This is a genomic window from Arthrobacter sp. NicSoilB11 (genome assembly GCF_019977375.1).
In the GTDB taxonomy this organism is placed as follows: domain Bacteria; phylum Actinomycetota; class Actinomycetes; order Actinomycetales; family Micrococcaceae; genus Arthrobacter.
In genome coordinates, this window is record NZ_AP024657.1 from 945,031 (window position 1) to 965,198 (window position 20,168).

The 20,168-nt window shown below is 65.0% G+C and carries 17 protein-coding genes; 10 read left to right on the forward strand and 7 right to left on the reverse strand.

What is annotated here, in order from left to right; translation table 11 throughout:
• Positions 1 to 29 precede the first annotated feature (29 nt).
• Together LDO14_RS04465 and LDO14_RS04470 are read left to right on the forward strand one after the other, a co-directional pair.
• On the forward strand, positions 30 to 2,261 hold the full coding sequence (locus LDO14_RS04465) for an AAA family ATPase (RefSeq protein ID WP_223993940.1): 2,232 nt from the start codon (positions 30 to 32) through the stop codon (positions 2,259 to 2,261).
• A complete protein-coding gene (locus tag LDO14_RS04470) occupies positions 2,248 to 3,501 on the forward strand; it encodes an McrC family protein (protein WP_223993942.1) in 1,254 nt (417 codons plus the stop codon). Before LDO14_RS04465 ends, LDO14_RS04470 begins: the two co-directional genes overlap by 14 nt.
• Positions 3,502 to 3,520: 19 nt before the next feature.
• Here LDO14_RS04470 and LDO14_RS04475 read toward each other — a convergent pair whose 3' ends face one another.
• The gene (locus LDO14_RS04475) at positions 3,521 to 5,176 is read right to left on the reverse strand and encodes a PAS domain-containing sensor histidine kinase (protein ID WP_223993944.1); all 1,656 of its coding nucleotides are present in this window, start codon (positions 5,174 to 5,176) and stop codon (positions 3,521 to 3,523) included.
• A 94-nt stretch (positions 5,177 to 5,270) separates the two neighbouring features.
• On the opposite strand from LDO14_RS04475, the gene LDO14_RS04480 reads away from it, so the two are divergent.
• Positions 5,271 to 6,035: a response regulator transcription factor gene (locus tag LDO14_RS04480; RefSeq protein ID WP_186447835.1), complete on the forward strand. Its 765-nt coding sequence runs from the start codon at positions 5,271 to 5,273 to the stop codon at positions 6,033 to 6,035.
• Here LDO14_RS04480 and LDO14_RS04485 read toward each other — a convergent pair.
• Positions 6,008 to 6,418, reverse strand: coding sequence for an Hpt domain-containing protein (locus tag LDO14_RS04485; RefSeq protein ID WP_018769614.1), 411 nt, complete (start codon positions 6,416 to 6,418; stop codon positions 6,008 to 6,010). The genes LDO14_RS04480 and LDO14_RS04485 overlap by 28 nt on opposite strands.
• A 330-nt stretch (positions 6,419 to 6,748) precedes the next feature.
• Between LDO14_RS04485 and LDO14_RS04490 the strand changes: the two genes are divergently transcribed.
• Entirely contained in the window at positions 6,749 to 7,888 is a 1,140-nt protein-coding gene (locus LDO14_RS04490; RefSeq protein ID WP_223993946.1) for a glycosyl hydrolase, read from the forward strand.
• A 129-nt stretch (positions 7,889 to 8,017) separates the two neighbouring features.
• On the opposite strand, the gene LDO14_RS04495 is transcribed toward LDO14_RS04490, so the two are convergent.
• Together LDO14_RS04495 and LDO14_RS04500 are read right to left on the reverse strand one after the other, a co-directional pair.
• Entirely contained in the window at positions 8,018 to 8,461 is a 444-nt protein-coding gene (locus LDO14_RS04495) for a very short patch repair endonuclease (protein ID WP_223993948.1), read from the reverse strand.
• Positions 8,462 to 8,480: 19 nt separating this feature from the next.
• Positions 8,481 to 8,915: a pyridoxamine 5'-phosphate oxidase family protein gene (locus LDO14_RS04500; RefSeq protein ID WP_026265824.1), complete on the reverse strand. Its 435-nt coding sequence runs from the start codon at positions 8,913 to 8,915 to the stop codon at positions 8,481 to 8,483.
• 184 nt (positions 8,916 to 9,099) lie between these two features.
• Here LDO14_RS04500 and LDO14_RS04505 point away from each other — a divergent pair, with 184 nt between their 5' ends.
• The 4 genes from LDO14_RS04505 (at position 9,100) to LDO14_RS04520 (ending at position 13,820) form a co-directional block, all read left to right on the forward strand.
• Complete coding sequence (locus tag LDO14_RS04505; protein ID WP_223993949.1) at positions 9,100 to 10,827, forward strand: hypothetical protein; 1,728 nt, start codon at positions 9,100 to 9,102, stop codon at positions 10,825 to 10,827.
• 210 nt (positions 10,828 to 11,037) lie between these two features.
• Positions 11,038 to 11,700 carry a DUF6318 family protein gene (locus LDO14_RS04510; protein WP_223993950.1) on the forward strand — a complete coding sequence of 221 codons (663 nt, stop codon included), beginning with the start codon at positions 11,038 to 11,040 and terminating at the stop codon, positions 11,698 to 11,700.
• A 164-nt stretch (positions 11,701 to 11,864) separates the two neighbouring features.
• Positions 11,865 to 12,629: a hypothetical protein gene (locus LDO14_RS04515; protein WP_223993951.1), complete on the forward strand. Its 765-nt coding sequence runs from the start codon at positions 11,865 to 11,867 to the stop codon at positions 12,627 to 12,629.
• A 120-nt stretch (positions 12,630 to 12,749) separates the two neighbouring features.
• The gene (locus tag LDO14_RS04520; protein ID WP_134165609.1) at positions 12,750 to 13,820 is read left to right on the forward strand and encodes an alkene reductase; all 1,071 of its coding nucleotides are present in this window, start codon (positions 12,750 to 12,752) and stop codon (positions 13,818 to 13,820) included.
• A 233-nt stretch (positions 13,821 to 14,053) separates the two neighbouring features.
• Here LDO14_RS04520 and LDO14_RS04525 read toward each other — a convergent pair whose 3' ends face one another.
• Positions 14,054 to 14,371 carry a hypothetical protein gene (locus LDO14_RS04525; RefSeq protein ID WP_018769621.1) on the reverse strand — a complete coding sequence of 106 codons (318 nt, stop codon included), beginning with the start codon at positions 14,369 to 14,371 and terminating at the stop codon, positions 14,054 to 14,056.
• 137 nt (positions 14,372 to 14,508) lie between these two features.
• On the opposite strand from LDO14_RS04525, the gene LDO14_RS04530 reads away from it, so the two are divergent.
• A complete protein-coding gene (locus LDO14_RS04530; protein WP_223995119.1) occupies positions 14,509 to 16,962 on the forward strand; it encodes a Tex family protein in 2,454 nt (817 codons plus the stop codon).
• A gap of 46 nt (positions 16,963 to 17,008) precedes the next feature.
• Positions 17,009 to 17,329 carry a hypothetical protein gene (locus tag LDO14_RS04535; protein WP_018769623.1) on the forward strand — a complete coding sequence of 107 codons (321 nt, stop codon included), beginning with the start codon at positions 17,009 to 17,011 and terminating at the stop codon, positions 17,327 to 17,329.
• A 27-nt stretch (positions 17,330 to 17,356) separates the two neighbouring features.
• On the opposite strand, the gene LDO14_RS04540 is transcribed toward LDO14_RS04535, so the two are convergent.
• Both LDO14_RS04540 and LDO14_RS04545 read right to left on the reverse strand, forming a co-directional pair.
• Positions 17,357 to 18,175 (reverse strand): DUF2071 domain-containing protein, encoded by an 819-nt coding sequence (locus LDO14_RS04540; protein ID WP_223993952.1) that lies wholly within the window; start codon positions 18,173 to 18,175, stop codon positions 17,357 to 17,359.
• A 232-nt stretch (positions 18,176 to 18,407) separates the two neighbouring features.
• Positions 18,408 to 20,129 carry an HNH endonuclease signature motif containing protein gene (locus LDO14_RS04545; protein WP_223993953.1) on the reverse strand — a complete coding sequence of 574 codons (1,722 nt, stop codon included), beginning with the start codon at positions 20,127 to 20,129 and terminating at the stop codon, positions 18,408 to 18,410.
• Positions 20,130 to 20,168 lie beyond the last annotated feature (39 nt).

A 20,168-nucleotide genomic window follows, 5' to 3' on the forward strand; every position in this document is an offset into this window, starting at 1 on the left:
GCCCAGCTTGACCCTGTAAATTTGGAGGCATGACCCCCACTGCCACTGTTGCCATGACCCGCGCCCTCGGCATCTCCAAGGAGATCGAGGATGCGGCGTGGTTCGTGCTGGGGCCCGGTCTCCAAGGCAAGGCTTCACCCCTGGACGGCCGCACCCGGACCTGGTCGGTTCCGGCGGCCGCGGAGTTGCTCGACCGCCTGGACCGGGGCATCGCCGACTCCAAGGCCCCGATGATGACCAACCTCCGCGAGAACTTGGAGGGCGCCACCCGCGGGGCCAAGCAGTTGGCCGTGGAGCTGCTGTTCCTGCAGTCGCTTCCGCTGGCCCACGAAGTGAAGTCGTTGAAGGTCAAGCGCGCCCGCGTGGCCGAGGCCGCGGGCTGGCTTGAGCCGCCGCTGGAGCTTCCCGAGGAGCTGTACGCCGGCATGACGGACCACGGCGTGATCCGCGATCGGACCGCCGAATTCAACTGGACCATCTGGGACCACCTGAAGTGGCTGTGCCGGTTTGTGCAGAACGTGGCGCAGCGGCCGGCAAGCGTGGTGCAGGCGGCCATCAAGGACCCCGTGCAGTTCCACCGCCTCGCTGCATCAACTCCCGACGATCAGCCCGCCATCCGCCGCAGCATTGAGTTCCTGGCCTGGCCCAGCTACTTCGAGCCGGTGGTGGCGGACGTGGAGCGGCAGGAAATCCGGGACGCGTTCGCGTCGCTGGTGGGCGGGGCCAACGGCGACAGCGAAGAGGACATCACGGCGGACATCCACCGCATCCGGCTGCACCTGGACGAGCAGGCGGGCCAGCGCACGGACTGGTACTCCCGCCAGCTGGTCAGCCAGTGGCGCAAAGTGGGCGACCCCGGCCGGCGGGCCTGGCTGCTCCGCACGCACAGCGACCACGCCGAGCTGCTCACGGCCTGGCACGGCGAGGAAAAGGTGACCCTCGACGTCGAACATCTCCGGCACCTGGACCCCGGCGTCACCGCCGGCCTGGTCCAGCACGCCGTGGACGAGGACTACAAACACCTGGGCTACGTGGAACGCGAGGACACCAAGACTGCGGTGTTTGCCTTCCTGACCGTCATGAAACCGGGTGATCTGGTGCTCTACCAGCACGCCGGAACTGTCCGGCTGGGCGGCGTGCTGGGGGAGCCCGAGTACAACGACGACAACCGCCGGCTGCGGCGCAAGGTGCGCTGGTTCGACGACGGGCACACCACCACCAGCCTTCCCCGGCACGTCCAGCGCCAGCTCGCCACCCCCGGCATCGTGGTGGACGTGACCCGGGTGGTCCAGGCGCTGCAGGCGCTGCTGCCTGCCGAGGCGGAAACCGAGCCCGACGGCGACACTGACGGTGCCGCCGTCGTCCAGCCTGTCCAGGAGGGCTTCCGCCCGCTGACGCAGGAATTCGCGGCGTCGCTGCACATGGAGCTGGAACCGCTCCAGGAGATCGCGGACCTGCTGGAGGAGAACCGCCAGCTGGTCCTCTACGGCCCTCCGGGCACCGGCAAGACCTACCTGGCCAAGCACCTCGCCGCCGAGCTGGCGGACGACACCACCGACGAGCGCGTCAAGCTGGTCCAGTTCCACCCGTCCTATGCCTACGAGGACTTCTTCGAGGGCTACCGGCCGGACAAGACGGACGAGGGCCAGGTGTCCTTCAAGCTGGTGGCTGGCCCGCTGCGCAGGCTGGCGGAGGAAGCCGCTAAACCCGGGAACGGGAAGAAGCCGTACTTCCTGATCATCGATGAGATGAACCGCGCCAACCTGGCCAAGGTGTTCGGCGAGCTGTACTTCCTGCTGGAATACCGCGACGACCGGATCTACCTGCAGTACAGCCCCAACGAACCGTTCACGCTGCCGGACAACCTCTACATCATCGGCACCATGAACACTGCGGACCGCTCCATCGCCATGATGGACGCAGCCATCCGCCGCCGGTTCTCCTTCATTGAGCTGCACCCGCAGACCGAGCCGGTTAACGGCTCCCTGCTCCGGTTCCTGCAGGCCCGGCAGCTGGACACCACCCCGGCGCTGCTGCTGGATGCGCTGAACGGTGCCATCGACGAGTGGGACCGGGACCTGATGATCGGGCCGTCCTACTTCATGAAGCCAGCGGCCCAAACCCCGGCCGGGCTCCGCCGGATCTGGAAGTATGAGCTGATGCCGCTGCTGGAGGAGCACTACCACGGCCAGCTCACGCGGGCACAGCTGGAGGAGCGCTTCGGGCTGGACCAGCTGCTGGGACGCGTTGCAGCGCGCTGATCCCCGGGCGTCCGTGCGGCACCTGGTCCTGGACGAGCTGTCAGGCGGCCTGGTGGAACGGCTGGACGCGCCAAGTGCTTCCTTCCTGAACTCCAGCGGGCTGGCCAAGGCATCCCCCATGGGCATGGGGCTGTACAGGATTGAACCAGTGGGCAAGGTGGGCTCCGTCCGGACCCCCACGCTCCAGCTGGACGTCCGGCCCAAGGACAGGCTGGGGCTCAGCCGGCTCCTCTTCCTCCTCAGCTATGCGGGGGATCAGGGCTTCCGGCCGGACCTGGTGGCCGCTGACGAGGACCGTGACCTGTGGAGCGCCCTGGCCGAGTCGCTGGCGCAGCTGGCCGAAGGGGCCCTGGGCCGTGGTGTCCTGCAGGGCTACCTCACCGTGGACGAGTCGCTGCGGACGGTCAAGGGACGCATCCGGATTTCGGACCAGATCTCCCGCCGTCCCGGGATGCTGGTTCCCCTGGAGGTCTCCTACGACGAGTTCACCGAGGACATCGCGGAAAACCGGATCCTGCGCGCTGCGCTGGAGCGGATGGGGCAGGTGCCGGGGGTACGGCCGGAGGTGCTGGGCAGGCTGCGGCAGCTGAAGGGAAAGCTCGACGCCGTCACGCGCCTTCCGTCCGGGGCGCCGGTGCCGCCGTGGAAGCCCACCAGGATGAACCTGCGCTACCACGCCGTGCTGCGCCTGGCGGAGCTGATCCTGCGCAACGCGTCCGCGGAAGCGGGGGAGGGCAGGCAGCGGACGGCCTCGTTCGTGGTGGACATGGCCCAGGTGTTCGGGGACTTCGTGGGAACCGCACTGCGGGCGGCGATGGCCGCGTATCCGGGGGAGCTTCGGCTGCGGTACAACGCCCTCCTCAGCGAGGCGGTGCGCGACTCGGACCGCCTGTCCGTGCGCCCGGATGCTGTCCACCTGCTGGGTGGGCGGCCGGTGGTGGCGTACAACGCCAAGTACCGGGCCGCGTCGGACGCCGGTGCGTCCCTCACCGCAGACCATTACCAGATGCTGGCGCACTGCACGGCGCTGGCCGTACCCACCGCCTGGCTCGTCTATGCCGGCAAGGGCGAAATGAAACTCCGCCGCATCCTTAACACCGATATCGACATCGTGGAGTTCCCGCTGGATCTCAGCCAGCCGCCGTCGGCCATCCTTGCCTCCGTCAGGGACCTCGTCCGCCAGTCCTGGGGCGAGGTGGTTTCCCACCCGCGTCCTGCCCCCGCAGGCCCGGCCAGGTAACCCCGTGGGCGCGGGGCCGCTACACCGGCACCCGGAACATGAAGGTGGTCCCTTCACCCAGCGTGCTGTCGACGCCGATGGTGCCGCCATGTGCCTCGACGATCGCCTTGCTGATGGGCAGGCCCAGGCCCACGCCGGGGATGGCGGTGCGGCGGACGCTGCTGGTGCGGAAGAACTTGGCGAACACTTCGGAGGCGTCCTCCGGGCTCATCCCCATGCCGGTGTCGGTGACGCGGCAGGCCACGTGGCCGTCCTCCTGCGCCAGCGACACCACCACCTCGCCGCCGTCCGGGGAGTACTTGATGGCATTGGACACCAGGTTGTCCAGGACCTGGGAGATCCGGGCGCTGTCCACGTGAGCTTCCAGGCGCTCCGGGGTTTCGGCCCGCAGTTCGACGCCGGCGGCGGCGGCCCGCGGCATCGCGGAGGAGACGCTGCTGCGCACGAGTTCGGCCACATCGACGGCGTGGGGCGTGACGATCAACTGGCCGTTCCTGCTGGACAGCAGGTCCGACACCAGGGTCAGGAGCCGCTCGGAGTTCCGGCGGATGATCTCCAGCATCTCGCGCTGCGGCCCTTCCAGCTCATCGGCCAGCAGGATCTCCACGTACCCGAGGATGGAGGTCAATGGCGTGCGGAATTCGTGGGAGACGCTGGAGACGAAGTCGTCCTTGGCGGTGAGCGCGTTCACCAGGTCCGTGACGTCGCTGAAGACGATGACAGAGCCGCCGAGGTTGCCATCGGAATCCTTCATGGCGCGTGCCGTCGTGACAAAGGCCCGCTGTTCTTTCCCCTCGCCCAGCCAGACGAGGTAATCGGTGAAGGTTTCCCCCAGGACGGCCCGGCGGACCGGCCGCTCCTCCACGGCGACCAGCGTCTTGCGGTCAGGGCCGAAGACCAGCAGCTGTGACTCGTTGGGGTCCGCGATATTCTTTGGCCTGGCCAGTTCATGGTTGGCGCGCTGTTTCCGGTTCATCAGGACGTCGTGGCCGTCGGCGTCGACGGCAAGGACGCCCAGGTGCACGGTTTCCAGCACGGTGTTTAACAGGGCCTCCTGGCGCTTGCTGATGCGCAGGTTGGCCCGCAGCTGCTCGTCTTTTTCCTCCAGCTGCGTCTGCTGGCGCATCATGCTCAGGGTCAGGACGCTCACTGAGACGCCAATGCCCAGCATCATGACCGGCAGCAGGAGCGACCGGGCAAAGTCCTGTGGCGTGTAGTTTCCCTTCAGGAGCAACGGCACCCAGATAATGGCCAGCGGTCCCAGGAAGGAGAGCCACAAGGCGGCCCGCGGGTAGTAGCCCGACGCGCAGAGCCAGATGACCGGGAACACGGCCAGCAGGCTGATACCCGCGAGGCTTTCCTGTCCGCCCTCCCGGCCGGCGGCGATCGAGATGAAGTCCAGCAGGGGGATGGCCAGGAAGCTGGTGTAGGGCAGGCGCTCCCAGGGGATGAGGTAGCACAGCGCCATGATCGCCAGCTGGGAGATGAGGAACGTGACGAAAAGGGGGTTGTCCATGGTGTCCGGGAAGAACGCCCAGACCAGCAGGGCCGTCAGGATGGTGGTCACGAACAACGGCATCTGGCTCATGGCCACCCGGTCCGTCAGCCGGTACTCGTGAAAGGGCCGCTTGAAAAACCGCAGCCGTCCGGAGGACCAGGCTGTGGGGTCGCTCATGGGGTGGAAGACGCGGATGTGGGGGTTTGCAGGGCCATACCAGCAGGATATCCGCAGCCAGCTATACTTCTGACGTTGGCACTGAGGGGGCTCTATGAGTGAGGCACGTGTGGGTCTGGTCATCGAGGATGACCACGACATTCGGGAACTGGTTCGCACTGTGCTGACCCAGGCTGGATTCGACGTCTCGGTCGCCAGCGGCGGCGCGGAGGGCGTCCTGATGGCAAAGAGCCTGAATCCTGACGTCATCACCCTGGACCTGGGGTTGCCGGACATCGACGGATTCGAGGTGTCGCGGCAGATCCGCGAGTTTTCGGATGCCTACATCGTGATGCTCACGGCCCGCACCGAGGAACTGGACACCCTGATCGGGCTCGAGTCGGGTGCGGACGACTACCTCACCAAACCGTTCCGGCCGCGCGAATTGCGCGCCCGCGTCGCGGCCATGATGCGGCGGCCACGCTCCGTTCCCGAGCCCGGCGAGGTAACGGTGGATGCTTCCCAAGACGGAACCGCCCACCCCGAGCGTGGAAACTTCAGCCACAACGGGCTGGAACTCAGCTACGCGTCCCGCACGGTGGCCGTCGACGGCAAAGAGATGAACCTGACCCGAACGGAGTTCGAACTCCTGTACGCGCTCCTGGAAGCCGGCCGGACGGTCCGGACCAAGTCCGACCTGGTGCGCAGGCTTCGGGATGAGGATTACGACGTCGGCAGTTACATCAGCGAGGCCGACGAACGTTCCGTCGAGGTCCACATGGGAAACCTGCGCAAAAAGCTGGGCGACTCGCCGCAGCAGCCGCGGTGGCTGCAAACAGTCCGCGGAGTGGGTTATCGCTTGGCGCCCGGGCAGCACTGAGCCTGCAGCCGGTGCGTGGTTTGCCTGCTGCACTGGGTGATGGGCCGCAGGTACGCGGCTGCCAGCCTGGGCAATGCCACCGTCATGTCAGCGTGTCGCGCCTCGGCCCGGATCTCGTTCTCCAGTTCCAGGGCAAGCCCCGCCAGCCGCTCGGCTCCAACCATCTGGCTTGAGGTCTTCAAGCTGAGGACGGCATCCATCGATCCGTCGAGGTCTCCGGTGGTCAGGGCAAGCCGCAAACGGGCCAGCCGTTGTGGCAGGTACTCGATGAAGTTCCCCACGAAGACCCTGCTGTAGCCTTCTTCCTCCTCAAGCTCTTCCCGCAGCCGGTCCAGGACGGACTGGTCTACCAGCGGCCTGGGCGCATCATCTGAAGTGCTCATGACACTCCTTTCTGCTGGAATTGCTGACTCGGAAAACAGGGTGGTAATGCGGAGGTGCTTCGTCTTTTTTCAGGTTAGGACCGTTCCCTTTACCTTGCAGAAGACTCGGCAAGAATTGTGGTTTTCTTGATGGGAGTGCGGTTTGCTGCCCATAGGATCAAGGCCAGTGCTTTCCGCATTGACGTCAACAGCGGCCCAAAACCGCCTTCAATCTGGGGATAGATTGCCGTGTTCCGAACGCTCAGGACCTTATTTGCCGCGCTCTTAATCGTGGCTGGTTTGGCCGTGTCCATAATCCAGCCGGCCAGCGCAGCCACTTCACCTCAAGTTATGCTCAACCCGGCTTCCGGTCCGGCCGGTTCCGCGGTGACCGTTACCGGAACAGGGTTCAAGGTCTCCACTACCGGGACAGTGATTGTGGGTTCCACGACCTTCGCGTTCCAGACCACATCGACGGGTGCTTTCAGTACGGGGATCACCATTCCAGCGGCGTCAACCGGAAACCTCACCATCACTGCCAAGACCTCGTCCATCAAGGCTTCCGCGATTTTCGTGGTTCAGGCTGCCCCGGCTCCAGCACCAGCGCCCGCCCCGCAGCCGCCCACAGTCAGCACGGCTCCCTTGCGCTTCGGAGTGGCAACCGCCGGGGGAGCGCTGGCCGGCACCGAGCTTGACGAGGTGGCCACCCTGGCCGGGGAAAGTCCCTCGATGGTCATGATCTACAAGGATTTCCTGCAGTCTCCGCCAATCACCGAGATGGATGCGGTGCGCTCGCGGGGTGCCACGCCCCTGGTGACCTGGGAGCCGTGGGCTTGGGGCGGCGGGGTGGAACAGCCGGCCTATTCGCTTGACCGGGTGGCTGCCGGTGACTTCGACGCAAATATCACCCAGTGGGGCCAGTCGCTGGCGGCCTGGGGCAAGCCGGTCATGCTGCGCTTTGCGCACGAGATGAACGGCAACTGGTACCCGTGGGCCGAGGGCGTCAACGGCAACCAGCCCGGAGACTATGTGGCCGCTTGGCGTCATGTGCACGACGTTGTCGCCGCGACGGGTGCCGCCAATGTCCAGTGGGTTTGGTCCCCGAACGTGCCCTACTGGGGCTCGACCGACCTGGCCGGCCTGTACCCGGGGGCAGGTTACGTGGACATCGTGGCGCTGGACGGCTACAACTGGGGCACGTCCCAAACCTGGAGCAGCTGGGTTTCCCCGGTGGATCTCCTTGGCCCCGGCATCTCCCAGCTCCGCACCCTGGCACCCGGAAAACCCGTCCTGATCGCGGAGACAGCGTCCAGTGAGTTGGGTGGTTCCAAAGCCGCCTGGAACACGGACCTCGTGTCTTATCTGGCCGCGCAGCCGGACGTGATGGGCTTCGTCTGGTTCCATCTGCAGAAGGAAACGGACTGGCGCATCAACAGCAGTGACTCGTCGGCATCCGCCTTCAAGTCCGCCCTGTTGGCCCGGAGAAGCTAGGGGATAGGGGATAGCCGCTCCGAAACTGTCAGTGGCGTGCTGCCTGATCGCGGCAACCCGTTCATCCTGCCTCGCCAGGATCAAGGACAGTGCTGGCAGCGGCTTAAGATTTCCTCAAGAATTCCTGCGTCAGCCGCCGGCGTCCAGGAAGTTCACCAACTGGGTTTCGAGGGCTGAACGGTCCTTCAGCTCGCACTCCCAGACTGTCAGCACTTCCCAGCCGGCGTCTTCCAACTGCCGGCGCTGACCTTCGTCGCGCTCTCGCGTCCGGATGCGTTTGGCGGCCCAGAACTCGGCGTTGGTTTTCGGAGCGTGCAGGCCCACCCTGCAGTCATGGAAATGCCAGAAGCAGCCGTTGACGAAGATCACCTTGTGCCGGGCGGCGAAGACGAGATCCGGATTTCCCGGAAGTTTGGTGCCGCCGGACCTGCCGTGCAGGCGGTACCGATAGCCCTTGGCGTGCAGCAACCTGCGGACCAGAAGCTCGGGTTTGGTGTTCTTGCCGCGGATCCGGGACATGTTCCAGCTGCGCTGCTCGGGGGTGAGCTTGTCTGCAGTGGACCTGTCCGCCATCCTTCCAGTCTAGGAGCGGTTAGATCTCCCGTTCCGGCTGTTCGCCGAACACGAAGTGCCGGCCACTGACGGACTTCGGTTCGATCTCCACGTAGAAGTCCTTGAGTGTTGGAACCCAGGTCTTCAGGCCAAGCTCCTCAATGGCTGCGAGCTCATCCGAATTGCTGAGCACCCGCGCTGTGCCCCTCAGGACAACCGACCAGGCCTCCTGCGAGAGGATGCCGTCGGTCTCGAACAGCACCTGGGCGTTGATGGTCAGTTGCGCGAGTTTGTTTCCCGGCGCCGTGCGCAGGTAGACCTTCCGGTTTGAGGTCACGTAATTCACCGGGAAAATGTCCGGTTCCCCCGCAACAGAAACCACCAGCCGCCCGTGCTGCGTTGCCGCCAGCAGGCGCCAGGACTGCTCGTCATCGAGTTCCAGGACGGGATTGCCGTCCGCGTGTTCAAACATCATGCGGCCATTGTTCTACTCGCAGTAGAAATGCGCCAGAGGCTTTGTACCCATCTCCGCCTGTTTGTGACAGGTCCGTCAAGGCTTAACACTTCCGAAACAGGCTTGTGACCGGACTGTCTTTCCTGCTGGATAGCGTCGCACGCAGGGCCGTGATGGCTAAACGCAAACGAAAGCGACGCACCTAATGGGCAACGACACAGACACAACGCAATTACTGGAACCGGCGGCACCATCCGTTGCCGCCGTCGTCGGACATTCCCCGGCAACCCCGACGGCAGGCAACACCGCGGCGCTGAACGCCACCAAGGAAAGCCTGGAGGACTACACGCTGCGGTTCGCGCCGCGCTCCTACCGCAAGTGGAGTGCAGGAGTGGTGGCAACGAGCGCGCTGGGCGGCATCGCCTACCTGGCGGACTTCTCGATCGGCGCGAACATCGGGATCTCGTACGGCACTGTCAACGCGATCCTGGGGATCCTGGTCGCAGCCGTCGTCATCTTCGCCACCGGATTCCCCTTGGCCTACTACGCGGCCCGGTACAACATCGACCTGGACCTGATCACCCGCGGTTCCGGCTTTGGCTACTACGGATCGGTGGTCACGAACGTTATTTTCGCGACCTTCACCTTCATCTTCTTTGCGCTGGAGGGCTCCATCATGGCGCAGGGCCTGGAGCTCGGGCTCGGCGTCCCGCAGTGGCTGGGGTATGCCGCCTCCACCGTGATCATCATCCCGTTGGTGATTTATGGGATGAACACCCTGGCCAAACTTCAAGTGTGGACCACTCCGCTGTGGCTGCTGCTGATGGTGGTTCCCGTGGGCTACCTGCTGATGTCCCATCCGGAGAGCATCGACAGCTTCTTTGCGTACACGGGTGCGTCCGGCGATGGCGGACCGAACCTGGCGTCCGTGATGCTCGCAGCCGGAGTGTGCCTGTCCCTGATGGCGCAGATCGCCGAGCAGATCGACTACCTCCGGTTCATGCCGCCGCGTACCGAGGCCAACAAGGGAGCCTGGTGGCGTGCGGTGATCCTTGCCGGGCCGGGCTGGGTGATCTTTGGGGCGATCAAGCAGATTGTGGGACTGTTTATCGCCATCTACCTGATCGCCACACTGGACCCCGCCGCCTCTGCCACGGCCAATGAGCCCGTGCACCAGTTCCTGGGCGTCTACCAGGAGATGATGCCGGCCTGGCTGGCCATGACGCTGGCCGTGGTGCTGGTGGTCATCTCGCAGATCAAGATCAACGTCACCAACGCATATTCGGGCTCCCTGGCGTGGACCAACTCGTTCACGCGCATCACTAAGACGTACCCGGGCCGGATGGTGTTCGTCGTGGTGAACCTGCTGATTGCGCTGGTTCTGATGGAAGCGAACATGTTCGATTTCCTCAATACCATCCTCGGTTTCTACGCCAACTGCGCCATGGCCTGGGTGGTCACGGTGGCGTCCGATATCGCCATCAACAAGTACCTGCTGAAGATCTCGCCGAAGGTGCCGGAGTTCCGCCGCGGCATGCTGTACGCCGTGAACCCGGTCGGATTCGTGTCCATGCTGGTGTCCGCAGGAATTTCCATTGCCGTGTTCTTTGGTGCGTTCGGTGCCGCAATCCAGCCGTACTCGCCCATTTTCGCGGTTGGCCTGGCGCTGGTCCTGCCGCCGGTTCTCGCTGTGCTGACCCGCGGCAGGTTTTATCTTCGCCGCACCGAAGACGGCATTGATCTGCCCATGTTCGACGCCGATGGGAACCCGAGCGACGCCAAGCTCCTATGCCACGTGACGGGGTTGGAATTCGAGCGGCCGGACATGGTGCGTTCCGCGCAGGACGCTCCCGACGGCGGTATCCAGTACGTTTCTTCGCTCGCCTTGTCGACGGACAAGACAGGGGAGTTGGTGCTCCCAGCCGGAAAATAGGCGCTTTAGTTCTGGCGGTCATTACAAAAAGGAAGCCGGTGCACGTGGTGTGCCGGCTTCCTTTATGACTTCTTCTGTCGCATTCCGGATGGTAGAAACGGAACCGGGTCCGCCTGTGGATAAGTTCGGTCGCCGAATTGTGACGTGGGCTACCCTTAACTCACTGTCCGGAGCAAGCCGTCTTGAAATTTACTGGGGGTACAGCGGCCCATGACATCACAGAACTTCTTTACGTCCCGCGCTGTGCGGTCCGGGGCAGCAGCCCTTGTTATTGGTCTTTCACTGGCTCTGTCCGGCTGCAATTCCGGGGGCTCTCCGGGGCCGGGCGGCACTTCGTCGCCCGTGGCGGCCGAGACGCCCACAGCCAGCACCACGCCGACTCCCATCCCCACACCCAGCGCCGTCTATAAGCCAGCCGACGCGTCCGGCCCCGCCCAAAACGTGCCGGTTCCCGTGCTGCCGGAAGTAGCCAAGACAGAAACGAGGGAAGGACTAGAGGCGTTTACTGCCTATTGGTTTGAACTACTCAATTACGCTTACCAGACTGGTGATGTGGCGGGCCTAGAGTCAGTAACCTCGCCAGGCTGTGACTATTGCTCGAAACTAAGCACTTCTCTGATTACCAACTATCAAGGGAATCGCTGGCTGTCGGGTGGGAAGATCACGATTCCCGTCAGGACGACTACGTTTGAGAGATCTGCTGATGGAAACTTCCAAGTCATTTTGCAGGTCCTGCAGAGTCCTATCAGTTACTACGAGCCCGGCGGCAGGGAGTTTAGAACTGCCAGTAACGGTTCGAACACGGGCAACGTACTGTTGGCCAACTTCGAGGCTGGCGCCTGGCGCGTCAACGATCTGCATCCCTTACGCTGATGCTTCGATTAAGCTCGCGAAGCATTGTTTCGTTCCTGATCATATTGGTGGTTTTGAACGCCGGGCTCGTGCCCCCAGGATTTGCGGATGACGGTCTTGAAGCTGATTTCGGTGAGGTGGGAATAGACGTTGACAGTTGGACTAAGGATCCAGTCACCGGTCATATGTCTCCACCTGAACCTGGGACTGTAAGCACCGACCCCAACGAGTACAAGTACGAGCTCCAATGCCACCTCGGCGGAGGAGACTTTGACACCCCTTGCCTTGCCCGCCAGCTCGACTGCAAGGACCGGGAGGACGGTGCCAAGGGCATTCCGGTCGTGTGGCTGTCGCGGCCGCGGGGCGTGCCCGGCGCGGTTTGGGCGCATCACTCAGGACCCACCTGCCTTTACGACCCGAAGCCCGAGGACCTCCTGCCCCGGATCGCCGCCGATATCCAGCGCCAGTTCCAGAACCTGCCGGTCAACGCCGGGAAGGTTGTGGCGCAGCCCAGCCCCAATACCCTCCGGGGCGCGGAGACGAACTTTTACGCGGAAGCCATTGAACAGCAGTTCGACATCACCATGTTCGGCCAACAGGTACACGTGGTGGCGACACCCGTCCAATACACCTGGAACTACGGGGACGGCACGGTTTTCGGCCCCCAGCCGTCAATGGGCGGCGCCTTGCCACAGGACAGGTGGGGCGAGAAGACCCGGACCAGCCACGCCTACGCATCCACCGGCGATTTCCAGGTGGTGCTGACAACCTCGTTCCAAGGCACCTATTCGGTGAACTCCGGTCCACCCCTTCCGATACCCGGCCAGGGCCAGTTCAGCGCGCCCCCGCAAGGGATCAGCGTCTGGCGCTCGCTCACCCGCAACTACGCCGACGACTGCAACGCCAATCCCCAGGGGCAGGGCTGTCCGGGTGCCGAAGCACCACGGTAGGTTCAAAAGCAGGGCAGAACTGGCTGTGATCCCTATCGCACCCGCGAAAGTCCGGAATAGTTGCACGCGCCCCACAGTTGGCAAAGGCAGTACGTCTTCAGCCTTCGAAAGGAACTGCGCATGCTGTTTTCCCCACTCACCCTCGGCGAACTTGAACTTCCCAACCGGCTGGTGATGGCACCCCTGACCCGCCTCCGCGCCGGTCAGGAAGGCATCCCGGGCCCGCTCGTCGTCGAGCACTACCGCCAGCGCGCGTCCCTTGGCCTCATCGTCAGCGAGGGCACCTACCCCACTCCCGCAGGACAGGCCTATCCCGGCCAGCCGGGCATCGTCACCCAGGAGCAGGTTGCAGGGTGGAAAAAGGTTACGGATGCCGTCCACGCCGAAGGCGGGCGCATGTTCGCCCAGATCATGCACGGCGGCCGGGTTTCGCACCCTGACATCACCGGCGGTCTGCCCATCGTCGCCCCCAGTGCAGTAGCGATTGACGGCGACGTCCGGACGCCGGCCGGCAAGAAGCCCTACCCGGTGCCGCAGGCACTGACCACCGACGAACTCCCCGTCGTCATCCAGGAGATCGTCAACGCCTCCCTGAACGCAATTGAGGCAGGGTTCGACGGTGTGGAACTGCACTCGGCCAACGGTTACCTCCTGCACGAGTTCCTGGCGCCAAATTCCAACATCCGGACCGACAGCTACGGCGGATCACCCGAGAACCGCGCCCGTTTTGTGATCGAAACGGTCAACGCAGTGGTTGCCGCCCTCGGCGCAAACCGGGTGGGGCTGCGCATTTCCCCGGAGCACAATGTCCAGGGCATTGCCGAGACCGACGCCGCGGATGTTCGTGCTACGTACGAAGTCCTCGTGGACAGCATTGCGCCGCTCAACCTCGCCTACCTGAGCATCCTGCACCACGAACCTGCCGGCGAACTTGTCCAGGACCTTCGCGTACGCTTCGGCGGCACCTTCCTGGTGAACACAGGCTTCGGCGTGGTCACCACCCGGGAAGAAGCCGTGAGCCTGGTGGCTGAGGGCCATGCGGACGCCGTGGTGGTGGGCCGCCCCGCGATCGCCAACCCGGACCTTGCCCGCCGCTGGAAGGAAAGCCTTCCGCTGAACGAGCCCGACGCCTCCACCTTCTACGCCGAAGGCGCCACCGGTTACACGGATTACCCGGCCTACCAGGGCTGAGCGGCGGATCGGCCGAGCTGAACAAAACGACGACGGCGGCACCCATCATGGGTGCCGCCGTCGTTGGCTGTCTGGGGTGCTGGTCCCGGGCAGCAACACCGGAAGGTCATCCGACGACCTCACGGCTGAAGAATTATGTGGCCCGCCGGACTCCATCGGATGCCGGCGGTGATCAGATGCTACTCCAACGAATGGACTCTTACCAGAGCCAGTTTTGCCGCAAGGAAAAAGCGCTAGAGCACGGCTTCCCGGCCGGTCCCTTCCTTCATCACCAAGCGCCCGTCCTCGATGGACACCAGCACACTCTTGGGCCTGCCGCTGACCTTGGTGATGGCTTTCAGCCCACGGTTGGTGACCTCAACGCCCACCTGGGCACCCTTGGCCGGCAGCTCTACCGAGACCTCTGACGCGATGCCGAGAAGCGGATTCGTGGAAATCCCCACATCCCTGCGCACAGCCTTCCCGTTCACGGTCACGGTGACGTTCGCTTCGTCGAACCCGTCCTGAAACACAACCAGCAATTCCCGCATGGTGGCCTCTTCCTCGAGCATGGGTGCCAGTGATGGCTAGTCCACTACAGCACTTTGCGCGTCCCAGGGGAATACCTGCTTTTCCCGATGGCGCCTCAGCGAGTACGGCGGCGGTGGAGCCCCGCAGGCCGGTAAGGCAAGATGTTCTGGTGACCCAAATGCCAGGACCTTCCGCCGCTTCCGTCCGCCCCAGCGCATCAGGGGAGGACGAACTCTTTGCCCAGATCGCTGCTGAGCTGGGGGTCAAGGCCTGGCAAGTGAAGGCTGCAGTTGAATTGCTCGACGGCGGCTCGACAGTTCCGTTCATCGCCCGGTACCGCAAGGAAGCCACCGGGACGCTGGACGACACCCAACTCCGCGACCTCGACGAACGGCTCCGCTACCTCCGGGAGCTGGCGGACCGCCGTCGTGCCGTCCTCGACGCGATCGAAGCGCAAGGCCAGCTGACGCCGGAACTGCGCAAGGCAATCCTGGCGGCGGACATCAAGTCGCGGCTTGAGGACATCTACCTGCCGTTCAAGTCCAAGCGGCGGACGAAGGCCCAGATCGCCCGGGAAGCAGGCCTGGAGCCGCTCGCGGACACACTCTTGAAGCGGCCGGACCTGGATCCCGACCGCGAGGCCGCGAAGTACCTCAACAGCGCGCATTCCGTTGATGACGCCGCCGCCGCGCTCGCAGGTGCACGCTCCATCCTGGTGGAAAGGGTGGCCCAGGATCCCGACCTCGCAGCAAATTTGCGGGACCGGCTGTGGGTCCAGGGCCGGATGGTGTCCCGCGTCAAGAAGGGCAAAGAGGCAGAAGGCCAGAAATTTGCGGACTACTTTGAGTTCGCCCAGGCGCCGGACAGGATGCCATCCCACCGGGTCCTCGCGCTGTTCCGCGGGGAGAAGGACGGCATCCTTGAGCTGGACCTCGCCGAAGCCGATCCATCGGACGACGCCGCCCTCACCGCCGCCCGCGCCCGCTACGAGTCCGCCGTGGCCAGGTTCCTCGGGGTCGCTGACCGCGGCCGCCCCGCCGACGCCTGGCTGCTGCAGACCGCGCAGGTGGCATGGCGCTCCCGCGTGCTGTCCCGCCTCACCTCTGATCTTCGGGCAAGGTTATTCGCGGCGGCAGAAGACGAAGCGGTCAGGGTGTTCGCGGCAAACCTCCGCGACGTCCTGCTGGCCGCCCCTGCTGGAAACCGCGCCACGCTGGGGCTGGATCCCGGACTGCGCACGGGCGTCAAGGTCGCAGTGGTGGACGGCACCGGCAAGGTGGTGGCCACAGACACGGTCTACCCGCACGCCCCGGCACGCAGGTGGGACGACGCCCTGGCCACCCTGGTGCGGTTGGCGCGGCAGCACGCCGTCGAACTCGTAGCCATCGGCAACGGCACGGCGTCCCGCGAGACGGACAAATTGGCTGCCGAACTGATCAAGCTCCTCCCGGACGTGGACCGGAAACCGCAGAAACTCGTGGTGTCCGAGGCTGGCGCGTCCGTCTACTCTGCTTCCGCGCTCGCCGCCGCGGAACTGCCGGGAATGGACGTTTCGCTCCGGGGCGCCGTTTCCATTGCCCGGCGGCTGCAGGATCCGCTGGCCGAACTCGTGAAGATCGACCCCAAATCCATCGGCGTGGGCCAGTACCAGCACGACGTGACGGCGTCGAAGCTGGACCGCAGCCTGGACGCCGTCGTGGAGGACTGCGTCAACGCCGTGGGTGTTGACGTCAACACCGCCTCGCCCGCGCTGCTGAGCCGGGTGGCCGGCGTCGGTCCTTTGCTGAGCGAAAACATTGTGGCCTACCGGAACGAGCACGGACCCTTCAACAAGCGCACCGACCTCAAGAAGGTACCGCGGCTGGGCGCGAAGGCCTTCGAACAGTGTGCCGGCTTCCTGAGGATCTCCGGAGGAGCCGAGCCGTTGGACGCGTCGAGCGTGCACCCGGAGGCATACGCCGTCGCGCGCAAGGTTTTGAAGGCCGCGGGCGCGGCCCCGGCGTCGTCCCTGGACCCACAGAAGTTCGTTGACGATACCTTCGGTCTGCCGACGGTCAGGGACATCTTGGCTGAGCTGGACAAACCGGGGCGCGACCCCCGGCCCGCCTTTGCCGCCGCCACCTTCTCGGAGGGGATCGAAAAGATCGCTGACCTGTTGCCGGGCATGATTCTCGAAGGAACCGTGACCAACGTTGCGGCGTTTGGTGCCTTCGTGGACATCGGAGTCCACCAGGACGGCCTGGTCCACGTCTCCGCCCTGGCCAACCGCTTTGTGTCCGATCCGCGCGAGGTGGTGAAGTCCGGCCAGGTGGTCAAGGTCAAGGTCCTGGAAGCTGATCCTGAGCGGAAGCGGATTTCGTTGACCCTAAGGCTCGACGACGAACCGGCCAGCGGCGGTGCAGGTTCCGGGCGGAGCGGCTCGGCGAAGCCCGGGGCAGGGAGACCGGGCGGGAACGACAACCGCCGGGGAGTGGGCGGCGGCAAGGGTGAGCGCAGCGGACGCCCGGACCGGCAACAGCCAGGGAATCAGCCGTCAGGCAGGACCGCGGGTGGTGGCCGTCCCACTCCTGTAGCCCAGCCCGTCAACACGGCAATGGCGGAGGCGCTCAGGAAGGCCGGCCTGGGCAAGTAGTCCATCAGGGCTTTTGGCAGTGGCGGCTTTTCTGCAAGGGTGGAGTATGACTTATTTCCTGGAGTACACAGTTCCTGCCGCTCCCGGTGATGCCGAGTTCGAGTTCCCGCACGACGAGATCAACACCGGCACCACGGTTCCGCTGACCCAGACCGGCGCCGACGTGGTGCACACGCCCGAGCTCCCGGCCCGTACGGCAATTATCGGAGCTACCGTGCCCGAGGCGAAGCTCGAGGCTGAGCAGCTGATCACCCACAGCCGCGCCTCGGAGGCATCCTTGTACTTCGACCCGTCGAACTCCCTGCAGGCGGGGGTGGGCACGCTGGTGAGTACTTTCAGCGAAGGCCAGGGCTGGCAGGACGTCTAAAGGTTTGCATCAGCCGGATCGTGAGGTTTAGCCGGTGGCGCTGGCGCAGACCAGGCGTGGCCTGCCGAATCTGGTCCGGACTCCAGGCGAGTAGAGGACAGACTCGGGCGGCCCGCCCACACTGATGCCGGCAGCTTTGATGAGTCCGTCGCTGAGCTGGTGGACATTAGCTCCGAACAGTGGCCACGCTTGGTGCGTGTTCGGTATGAAGGCCGTCCTTCCGAAGAAGTGCCCATGCATGCCGAACCTGGCGGTCAGAAAGACTGACAGGGGATCGCCGGCGGCGGCGCGGAGTCTGGGAACCACCGTGAAGTCGCTGCGTGCCGCCGCGCTGCCGAACCGGCGCACGGAGTAGCCCACAGGAAATTCATCAGTGATCGCGGCGGCCTCGACCTCGCTGTGGCCATGCTGGCGCCGGACGACGCTACTGCCGGGAAAAGGCGGCCTTTGCCGGATACGGGACCACACGTAGGGAATTCCCACCGCTCGCGTTGCCAGAACGACGGGCAGCCGGTTCGCATCCAGGCTCAGGAACACTACGCCGCGGGTCCCATTTGGTTCCCGCGAATACAGCCGAACGTTGACCTCGTTGAAGCTCCCCAGATAGGGAATGCCCGGCCCGCGTCCAAGTCCCGCCTGTTCCATGCGGAAACCGATCAGGCCCACCCACGAACTGCCGTCGAACACGTCCGGCCGGACGCCATCGGGCATGAAAGTTGCTGCCTCTTCCTCCGTGATGCGCCAGTGGAGGAAGACTGCGTCGAGCCACCGCTGGTCGGAGAATACCGGCGCAGGAAGTTCCGGTGGCCGCGGCCACACTGCCGGGGCACCCAAGTTTCCGGTCAAGGCCCATGTGCTCCTTCGATTGGCCCGGCTGAATAGGCTCGCTGGACTGATCTAGGCAGAGAAATTCAGCAACGTTCGCACTGATGTGCCCGTCATGCTTGAAGCCTAACTGAGGCTGCCGGTCCCCGGGTGGTGTTGTCGAAGGAAGGGCCGGGCCGGGCCGGAAGAGCCTGATGGCAAGGGGGGTCCCGGCCGGGACTTCTGGGCAACCGTAGTGGCAAGGCCGTCTGGTTCATTCGTGTTGGTGGGGTGGTGGTGGGGGTTTGAAGTAGTGGTTTTGTTGGGGTTTTTGGGTGGGGTCGATGTGGGGTGGGGGGATGAAGGTTGGGGTGTGGTTGGTGGTGGTGATGGTCCATTGTTCTTTGTGGATGAGGTGGTGGTGGTGACTGCAGAGCAGGACGCCGTTGTTGGTGGTGGTGGGTCCGCCGTGTGACCAGTAGGTGATGTGGTGGGCTTCGCACCAGGGTGCGGGGATGGTGCAGTTGGGGAAGGCGCAGCCTTGGTCGCGGGTGGTGAGGGCGGTGCGTTGGGCTGGGGTGAAGAGGCGGGTTTTGCGGCCGAGGTCGAGGATTTCGTTGTTGGTGCCCAGGAGCGCGGGGATGATGTCGGCGTCGCAGGCGATTTTCCGTAGGGTGGTGGCGGCGACGGGGCCGGTGAACGCGAAAGCCCCGGCCCCGGCCCGTGTCCCTGTGCCTGTCTGTGTCCCTGGTGGTGCGGGTATTCCCGGCCGTTCTCCTGTCGCTGTTGCTGTGGTGTGGGTGGGGAAGAGGTCCCGGTAGTGGATGGTGGCGATGATTTGGGGTTTGTTGCCGCCGGTGGTGGGCAGGGTGTTGGTGGCGAGTGCGGTTTTGGCGGCGGTGATGATGCCGTCGAGTTGTTTTTGGGCGCGGGTGCGCCGGTCCAGGTCCGGCAGGGCCGGCTGGGCAGGCAGGTCGGGCACGGCTGCTGTTTCGGCTGTTCGTCCGTGGTGTTCGGTGCCGGTGGTTGGGGTGGTAGTGCCGGTGCTGGTGTTTGGGGTGGTGGTGCGGGGGTTGGTGGCGGTGTTCATGACGGTGAGGAGGTGTTCGTATTGGTCGGTGGTGGCGAAGATTTCGAGGTGGTGCAGGCCGTGGCGTGGTTTGCGGATGAAGGCGCCTTGGGTGTGGCGGAGGGCTTCTTCGGTGGGTTCGGTGCCGTCGGCGTCGATGGTGTCGGTCCAGCGTTGGGCCAGGCGGGTGAGGAAGTCGGGGTCGGTGGTGGTGGCTGCGGTGGTGAGGTGCTTTTCGATCCGGTCCAGGGTGTGCGGGGTGGTGTGGTGTTGGAGCCGGTCCAGGGTGGCGGTGATGAGGGTCGCGGCGTGGGAGGACACGGCCGGTGCCTGGAGGGTGGTTCCGGTGGGCGGTTGCGGGGTCCGGTCCGTGGCGGGGTGGGGTGTGAGGGCGGTGGCGAGGTGGGGCCGGGTTGGCGGGAGTGGTTCGCCGGTGAGGCTGGTGCGGGGCAGGGTGTGCTGGGCGAGGGTGAGGCGGCGGCGTGCTTCGCGGATGGGGATGCGGAGCCTGAGGCGGAGGAACTCTGCGGTGTTGCGGCAGCCGTCATCGGCAGGGGAGGGCACGGCAGGGTGGGTGGTCCTGGCCGCGGCCTGGGTGATGGCCTGGGTGCGGGTCCGGTCCACAGTCAGGGCTGAGATGAGTTGCAGGTACTCCACGGTGCGGGCAAGGTTCTCGACCCTGGCGGCGTAATCGGCGGCCTCGATGTAGGTGGCGGTGGCCAGCACGCCCGGGGCGGCCAGGGCGGCGGTGGCGAGTTCTTCGGCAAGTGCCCCGAGGATGGCAGGGCCGGATCCCTCCCCGCCGGGGACGGCGCGAAGGCGGGCCGGACTCGTCCGCCGGCTGCCGGCGTCGTCAGCGTTCCCGCCGAGCAACCCACCGTATAACCCGCCGAACGGCCCGTCCAGCTGCTCCCCAATGGCCTCCATAACCCAACTCTGCCAGCCACCACCGACAATCAAGAGCCC